The organism is Teichococcus aestuarii (assembly GCF_003116135.1).
Lineage (GTDB): Bacteria > Pseudomonadota > Alphaproteobacteria > Acetobacterales > Acetobacteraceae > Pseudoroseomonas > Pseudoroseomonas aestuarii.
On sequence record NZ_PDOA01000029.1, the window covers coordinates 24,199 to 31,018 of the forward strand.

The window sequence follows — 6,820 nt, forward strand, 5'->3', positions numbered from 1 at the left end:
CAGAGAGGGTCAGTCAGGCAATGGCGCCCTGGAAGCGAGACCATGCAGCACGCCGCCCAGTTTGCCCGGGTTGCGGACGATATAGATCGCAGCGATACAGTCGTCCTGGAGTTCCAGCGCGGTTGTCTGCGGCAGCCCGTCCGCCTCCTGCGTGACAAAGCCGGGCAAGCCGTTGATGCGGCCCAGGTGCAGCAGCGGGGCCGGGCCAAGAACTCCCTTGCGCACCAGCCCACCGAAAAAACGCGCCACCCGGTCCGCCCCCAAAATGGGATTCAGCGCGGCGTTGCGCAGGCCGCCACCATCGGTATGCAGCACCACATCATGCGCCAGCAGGGCGCGCAGCCTGGTCTCGTCGCCTTGACGGGAGGCGGCAAGGAAGGCTGTCGCCACCCGCTGCGCCTCTGCCTCCGGCACCGCCTGGTGGAGGCGCGGCACCTCCAGATGCGTGCGGGCACGGGTAGCCAGCTTGCGGCAGGCGGCCTCGCTGCGCCCCAGCAACGCTGCGATATCGGCAAAAGGCGTCTCAAACAGGTCGTGCAGGATGAACACAGCGCGTTCGGATGGGGAAAGCCGCTGCAATGTGAGGAGGAAAGCCACCGAGAGATCCTGCGCATGCTCATGCGCCGCCTGCTGCGGCGGCGTATCGGACTCCAGCAGCGGCTCCGGCAGCCAGGGACCAACGTAGCGCTCGCGGCGGTGCCGGGCAGAGCGAAGATGGTCGAGGCTGAGGCGCGCAGCGACGGTCAGCAGCCAGGCCCGCGGCGTGGCGATCGTGCTCCGCTCGGCCGCGTTCCAGCGCAGGAAAGCCTCCTGCGCGATGTCCTCTGCCGTGGCGTGGGAGCCGGTCATGCGGTAGGCGAGCCCGACCAGCTCCGACCGCAGCGCCATGAAGGTCGCTGCGGGGCCGTGAGCGCCGGTCTCAGACGAGCCGGGGCTCAGGCTGCCGCCTCGGCGGGGGCCTGACCTGGGATGCTGCGAAAGCCGATCGCCAGGCGGTTCCAGGCGTTGATGGTGCCGATCAGCACGCTCAGCGACACGATCTCAGGCTCCGTGAAATGCGGATGCAGGCCTTCGTAATCCGCCTCGGGCGCGTGAGTCTGGGCAACAAGGGTCAGTGCCTCGGTCCAGGCCAGGGCCGCGCGTTCGCGAGGGATATAGTGCGGCGCTTCCCGCCAGGCATCCAGCAAGAACAGGCGGGCCGGATCTTCACCAGCTTTCAGTGCGTCATGCGTGTGCATGGCTATGCAGAAAGCGCACCCATTGATCTGCGATGCACGGGTCTTTACCAGCTCGATCAGTCCATGCTCCAGGCCGCTCTGGTTCACGGCGCGCTCCAGGCCCATCATGGCCTGCATCAGTTTCGGGGCTTGGGTGTAGTAGTTCATCCGGGGCGTCATGACGCTCTCCTCAGGGGTGGTCTGCCCTGAAGACGAGATGCGGGATGCGGATGTGACAGCGGCCAGGATGTTTTTCGTGCTGCCTCCGCTTGGCCAGTCGATGGGTGTGATAGCAGGCCTTTCGATCGTCTGGCTGCTGTCTTGCCTGTAAAAGGCTGCCCCTGCTGCCATCCTGCTAATTCAAGCACTTGGCTTGCGCAGCAAGCCAGCGGGACGGCTTCCCGGAGGCCTGCCTCTTCGTCAGGCCGGTCATGGCGCGCCTGTTGCCTTGGCCTCCCCCGTATGGCTGCAAGCCTTTCGGTTCGAACTCGAAACACAAAATATTGAGTTTTATCTCCTTAATGAGATGTGCCAGCGTCGAGCTCAGGCTTCGCGAGGGCTGTTCCGCCACTGTGCGGCCTTCGGTGAGGAGAGGAGCGAGGAAGACACCTCGCGCGGCGCCACACAGCTGGGGAGGTCGTTCATGCGCGTCATCACGCCGCTCAACACAGAAGTGGATGTTCCGAACAGCTTGTCTGAGGACCGGCCTTATTTCGGGGTCGCCGACATCGGCGAGGCTGTGAAGTACTATCGGCGGCAAGGCTACGTGGTCATTCGCGGATTGCTTCAGCCAGATCTGTGCGACGCCATCCGCGCTGCCTATCTTTCCGAGGTTCGGCCCTCGCGCGTGCCCATCCTCCGCCAGAAGAACATGCGCTACGAGCGCAACAGCTTCGACAGGGATGGCTTTCTAGATAATCCGATCTTCAATGTGCAGGATCTCGAGACCCGCCGTTTCGGCCAGTTCAAGCGCAGCGCGCTGTTGGGTCTTGTACAGAAGGACGTCGCCCGGACAACCGCGGCGCTTGCAGGTGTCGGCCGTACCAAGCTGATCCAGAGCATGTTCTTCGAGGCCCCGGTCGGCACCTGGGCGCATCAGGACAGCTACTATCAGGACAGCGCCTCGGGGCTAGGCCGGTGCGTCGCCGGTTGGTACGCGTTGGAGGATGTGGATGCAGCCGCGGGCCGCTTCTATGTCTGCCCGGGCAGTCACCGCACCATTCCGGTGTTGCGCAACGCGGGTGAGTTGGACTTCGCCACGGGCCATGACCGCTACAGGAAGGCGGTGCTCGAGACCATTCGCCATTTCGATCTGGAATTGCGCGCACCCTATCTGGCCAAAGGCGATGTGCTGTTCTGGTCCTCCCTGACCGTCCACGGCAGTTTCGCGCCATCGGGCAGCGGCGTTTCCCGCACCTCCCTGACCGCCCATTACCTGCCGGCCGACGACGAGATGCTACAATTCCATACCAGGATCCGCCGCCAGAAGATCATCTGGGTGGAAGGCATGCCGGTGGCGCAGCTGCATGACCAGGACAAGCTGCACAACCGCCTCCTGCGCGACATAGCGGCTCATGCTCCTGGACCTTATGCAGCGGCGCGCAAGCTGGCGATGCGGGGGCTTTTCCTTGCCAGCAAGCTGAAGCCATCGCAGCAGGCCCCATCAACTCTCATGCCATGAAGCTTTCTTCGAACCCTTGTTGGGTGTGACCCGAGCGATCAGCTTGCAAGCTACGGGCGCGTTTTTCTGCCTTTGGAAGGAGGCCTTATCCAGGGCAGGCCCGGCCCACGGTTTTCAGCACTTCCAGCAGCCTCTCCAGGCTGACCGGAAAAGGCAGGCATTTGTCGCCTGAACCCGTCGGCTGCCGACCACAGCACCGTGAGCCAACCGCAGCAGAATGGGAGCCTCTTCCAGCCGCGTAACCGCCTCCTGCACCGTCGAACGCGGCCTGTGCCCGGCGGCCTCCACGATCTGCTGGAACGAGGGATCGCAAGCCCCCCTTCTTCCCGTCCCTGGGTAAAGCAGCGTCCAGCAGACGCTCAGGCCGGTCTCGCGCAGTTCGCCCGTGTGTCCGCCTGAGCCGCGGCGGTGGGTGTCACGCTCCCGGCGGCGAACTGTGTCCATGATCTTGATGCAGCCGGTATGGCGGAGCCGCTGCCGTTGCCAGGAGGCAGCGGTACTCAGTCGGCACCTGGGGGCCGGCGATGGTGGATGGGCATCCTCTCTCCTGCGTCGGTAGCCTACAGCAGGCCGAACCCTCCCAGTTGCAGGTTGGCGCTCACGCCAAAAGGCTCGACAGGGAAGGATACGCGCCAGGAAAATGTAGCGGTCCTGCCTTTTGCAGGCTGTCGGAAAAGCTCTCCGGTGGGCGCCATGAGGCCTCTTACGTTTCGGCGTCTCTTCGGATCTGGATCTCCCCGGCGCGAAGCAAGAGCCTAGGGCGCATCTCGCAGAGTCTCTGTCTTCTGTTCCGCCTATCCCTTTTCGTCATTTTCCAGAATACGGGCAATTTCCTGAAGGCGCCGGCGCATTTGAATGAGTTCGCGGATTGTCTTTCGCCGCGCCTCTCGCAGCCGGCGCTGCTCTGCCATCAGGTCAGCCAGGTTGACGGTTGAAAGGCTCCGCTTGGCCAATTCCTTCCTCAACGCCATGATCTGGGAGCGAGTCGCACTTTGGCTGACAAGCCCCCTTTGACGTGCCACCCTCACCTGCTCAGGAGGCATCAGCGCCAGCTGATAGGCTGCGCTGTAGGAGCCAGGGCAGTCCTCGATCGGCACGCGCCCGCTGTCGATCATCTCAGCCACTCGTTTGAACTGGCTTGCGACAGGCGCGCTGAAAGGGAAGAGGCGGGCAAAGCCCTCCTGCAGTGCGTCGCGCTCTGCCTTCGTGTGCAGGACTTCGTCCAACGCATTCAGCGCTCGGCCAATCTCGATAAAGGCCTGCTTGGCGCTCCCCCAGGCCGCGTTAACCTCGCGGCGCGCCTCTAGCAGCAGCCGTACTCGTTCCGGGCTGTCTGGCAAGTCTGTGCCAGCGAACACATCTCGAATCGCGTCGACCAGGTCGGCCGAGACCTGCACCATCTTGTCGATCTGTGCAGGCCGCAGATCAGCAGGGGCAGCGTCGGCGGGAGCCAGGGTGCGCGCCTTGCGGAGGGAAATCCCCTTCACAGCTTGGCCTCGCGAGCGACATAGCTCCACAGACCGTCGAAGGTCTCGGTGCTGGCGGCTTTGCTCAGGTCGGCAATGGCAAGGCCCTTGCTCGATGCTTCCGCGATCTCTTCCAAGGGCGGAATCTCGACCGGACAGATAGCACCCAGTGCCAGAAGTTTTGTGCGGATTGCGCCGAAAGAGCGCGTGCGCCGGTTGGCGCGGTTCATCACAAAGGCCGCATGCACCTTGGCCGCCGCCAGCCGCTGCATCCAGGGTGCGGCAGAGTCCAGATCGTCCTGCGAGGGCTGACATGGAATCAGAAGCAGATCCGCCTCGCCGCTGAGGCTCAGGATGGCACTGATATTGATTTCGATGCTGGGCGGCGTGTCGATCACGATCACATCGGCCCCGCTGCTCTTCGCCCGGCGAATGGCACCGCGCCAGTCGCCGAGGTCAGCCTCCTGGACTGGCACGGCCAGGCAATCAGGGAACGTCTCGCGGATACGCTCGCGGCGCTCAGCCCAGGTCGCCAAGGTCCGCTGCGCGTCGAAATCGAGGCCGAGTACCTTCTTGCCCGAGTGCGCCGCGCACACGAGAAGATTGCGGCAGAGCGTGGATTTTCCGACCCCGCCTTTTGGGCTGGATGCCATGATGATGCGCGTTTTAGACATAGTCCCCTCTTCTGATGCGAGCGCAACATGCCTGTCAGACCGACCCAGCACGAGAGGAATTTTTTACCGCGTAAAACGCCGCTCGTCCTTCGCGCCTGTTTTCGTGGCTTGATCCCACGGATGTTTGGATGCCGTTTGCTCGGCAGCCTCAGGGGACGGGGAAGCCTGTCTACACCCGCTTCTGACGATAATATCCGTCCAGTCAACGCAGCGGCAATCAGTGGGACGGTGGAATCAATTCTTGGCAGTGCCTCGCACGGCGCAGGACAGCTCGTGCCAGGCCAGGGTCGATCTGACAAGATGACACATCAGACCGCAAAACCCCGGTAGATCTCCGGCGGTTTCCTGCTGTTGGCTGCACGTCCTCCAAGGCTCTCAATCTGGCTTGAGCCCACCGGCTGGAGGGGATATACTGAATGGATATACAGGAGGAGGGCCATGACCCGAACCGCGCTGTTCTTGAGTAACCGCACCCAAGCTGTCCGCCTGCCGAAGGACGTTGCTTTCCCGCCTGAGGTGCGCGAAGTGAGCATCATCCGTGACGGTGCGCGGGTCATTATTGCCCCGGTCGACGCAGTGTGGGACGATTTCTTCGCGGCACCTGGCGCCGATCTCGGCGAGAGGGCGCAGCCCGCGCATCAGGAGCGGGAAGCGTTCTGATGCTGCGCCACATGCTGGACACCAATCTGTGCATCCGGCTCCTACGCGACCGCCCGCAAGGGCTGCGGCCCCGCTTCAATGCGGAGGCGGACACGCTGTGCATCACGACCATCACCCTGACAGAGCTGCTGCACGGCGCGGCCCGCTCCGCCCGCCCGAGTGAAAATCGCCGGCAAGTGGAAAGCTTTGCCCGCCGTCTCGTCGTGCTCCCCTTCGACGAGGATGCCGCTGCGCATGCCGCCGACATCTATGCCGATCTTGGCCGCCGAGGCCTGCTGATCGGCCCCTATGACATCCTGATCGCCGGGCATGCACGCAGCCGCGGACTGGTGGTCGTGACGGGTAATCTGGGCGAATTCCAACGCGTTGACGGGCTGCGCTCAGAAGATTGGCTCGCGACCTGACGTCATGCAGACGTGGGAAGTCTACAAGACCAGAATAATTTTGGTGTATCAGGCCATGCAAATATAAAATAAATTGGATTTTTGACTTTTTTACTGTGACCCCGTCTTTGGCGTGGCCAAAGACGGCACAGGACCGTCTCAGTAAGCAGCAGGGCGGCGCAATACGCTTTCCCCCTCCTGCTGATGTTCTCCCATTGCCTGCTATTGGTGGTCCTGCTGCTCACTATTGCGCCTGCCCTTGCTGCGTATCCTCTGGTCCAGGTAGCGGCATCCAGGCTGGTGGTACCCTGCGCTGCCCGCCCCGGAGCGCCTGCAGGTTCGGGTGGTACTGGAAGACACCGGCCCCTATGGCCGCACAAGTAGGCCGGGCCTGAACCCGAGTGCTCGATGTGAATATCAAGCTGGTGCGCTGCGGTGCCGCATGGGTCTATCACCATTGTGACCAGGATCCGACGCTGCCGCCGCTGGAGGCGGAGGCCCGCCAGGCGAAGCGTGGCCTCTGGATCTTGCTGGCCAGTGAGCAGGTGCCGCCTTGGGCCCGGCGGCGGAAGGGTGGCTAGGCCACGGCATAGCCACAAGGAGCGGGGAGGCTAGGGCCTGTTAGAGCTTGAGCCAGTCGGCGGCTGCTGCGAGGCAGAGGATGCCGATGAAGGATCGGGCGGTCTTCTCGTAGCGGGTGGCGACGGCACGCCATTCTTTGAGGCGGGCCCAAAGGTTC

The 6,820-nt window shown here is 63.4% G+C and carries 8 protein-coding genes and 1 pseudogene; 4 read left to right on the forward strand and 5 right to left on the reverse strand.

Annotation, left to right across the window (positions count from 1 at the left end; genetic code table 11):
• Positions 1 to 9 precede the first annotated feature (9 nt).
• Both CR165_RS22355 and CR165_RS22360 read right to left on the reverse strand, forming a co-directional pair.
• A complete protein-coding gene (locus CR165_RS22355; protein ID WP_109519125.1) occupies positions 10 to 888 on the reverse strand; it encodes a sigma-70 family RNA polymerase sigma factor in 879 nt (292 codons plus the stop codon).
• A gap of 47 nt (positions 889 to 935) precedes the next feature.
• Positions 936 to 1,385, reverse strand: a complete 450-nt coding sequence (locus tag CR165_RS22360; RefSeq protein ID WP_245906693.1) for a carboxymuconolactone decarboxylase family protein — start codon at positions 1,383 to 1,385, stop codon at positions 936 to 938.
• Positions 1,386 to 1,860: 475 nt separating this feature from the next.
• On the opposite strand from CR165_RS22360, the gene CR165_RS22365 reads away from it, so the two are divergent.
• Complete coding sequence (locus CR165_RS22365) at positions 1,861 to 2,898, forward strand: phytanoyl-CoA dioxygenase family protein (protein WP_181378309.1); 1,038 nt, start codon at positions 1,861 to 1,863, stop codon at positions 2,896 to 2,898.
• A gap of 794 nt (positions 2,899 to 3,692) precedes the next feature.
• Here the strand turns inward: CR165_RS22365 and CR165_RS22370 are convergent.
• Together CR165_RS22370 and CR165_RS22375 are read right to left on the reverse strand one after the other, a co-directional pair.
• On the reverse strand, positions 3,693 to 4,385 hold the full coding sequence (locus CR165_RS22370; protein WP_109519128.1) for a hypothetical protein: 693 nt from the start codon (positions 4,383 to 4,385) through the stop codon (positions 3,693 to 3,695).
• On the reverse strand, positions 4,382 to 5,038 hold the full coding sequence (locus CR165_RS22375; RefSeq protein ID WP_109519129.1) for a ParA family protein: 657 nt from the start codon (positions 5,036 to 5,038) through the stop codon (positions 4,382 to 4,384). Before CR165_RS22375 ends, CR165_RS22370 begins: the two co-directional genes overlap by 4 nt.
• Positions 5,039 to 5,476: 438 nt before the next feature.
• Here CR165_RS22375 and vapB point away from each other — a divergent pair, with 438 nt between their 5' ends.
• From vapB to CR165_RS22390, 3 genes are all read left to right on the forward strand, one after another.
• A complete protein-coding gene (gene vapB / locus CR165_RS22380; protein ID WP_109519130.1) occupies positions 5,477 to 5,698 on the forward strand; it encodes a type II toxin-antitoxin system VapB family antitoxin in 222 nt (73 codons plus the stop codon).
• On the forward strand, positions 5,698 to 6,102 hold the full coding sequence (gene vapC, locus CR165_RS22385) for a tRNA(fMet)-specific endonuclease VapC (RefSeq protein ID WP_109519131.1): 405 nt from the start codon (positions 5,698 to 5,700) through the stop codon (positions 6,100 to 6,102). The genes vapB and vapC overlap by 1 nt, the downstream gene beginning before the upstream one ends.
• Positions 6,103 to 6,491: 389 nt before the next feature.
• Complete coding sequence (locus tag CR165_RS22390; RefSeq protein ID WP_281262127.1) at positions 6,492 to 6,662, forward strand: thermonuclease family protein; 171 nt, start codon at positions 6,492 to 6,494, stop codon at positions 6,660 to 6,662.
• A gap of 40 nt (positions 6,663 to 6,702) precedes the next feature.
• Here CR165_RS22390 and CR165_RS22395 read toward each other — a convergent pair.
• Positions 6,703 to 6,820, reverse strand: a pseudogene (locus tag CR165_RS22395) (IS5-like element ISMex42 family transposase); the annotation flags it as partial.

Coding starts and splice junctions, on each gene's coding strand:
- CR165_RS22355 (WP_109519125.1), bottom strand. CDS start 888: ATGGCGCTGCGGTCGGAGCTGGTCGGGCTCGCCTACCGCATGACCGGC.
- CR165_RS22360 (WP_245906693.1), bottom strand. CDS start 1,385: ATGAACTACTACACCCAAGCCCCGAAACTGATGCAGGCCATGATGGGC.
- CR165_RS22365 (WP_181378309.1), top strand. CDS start 1,861: ATGCGCGTCATCACGCCGCTCAACACAGAAGTGGATGTTCCGAACAGC.
- CR165_RS22375 (WP_109519129.1), bottom strand. CDS start 5,038: ATGTCTAAAACGCGCATCATCATGGCATCCAGCCCAAAAGGCGGGGTC.
- vapB (WP_109519130.1), top strand. CDS start 5,477: ATGACCCGAACCGCGCTGTTCTTGAGTAACCGCACCCAAGCTGTCCGC.
- vapC (WP_109519131.1), top strand. CDS start 5,698: ATGCTGCGCCACATGCTGGACACCAATCTGTGCATCCGGCTCCTACGC.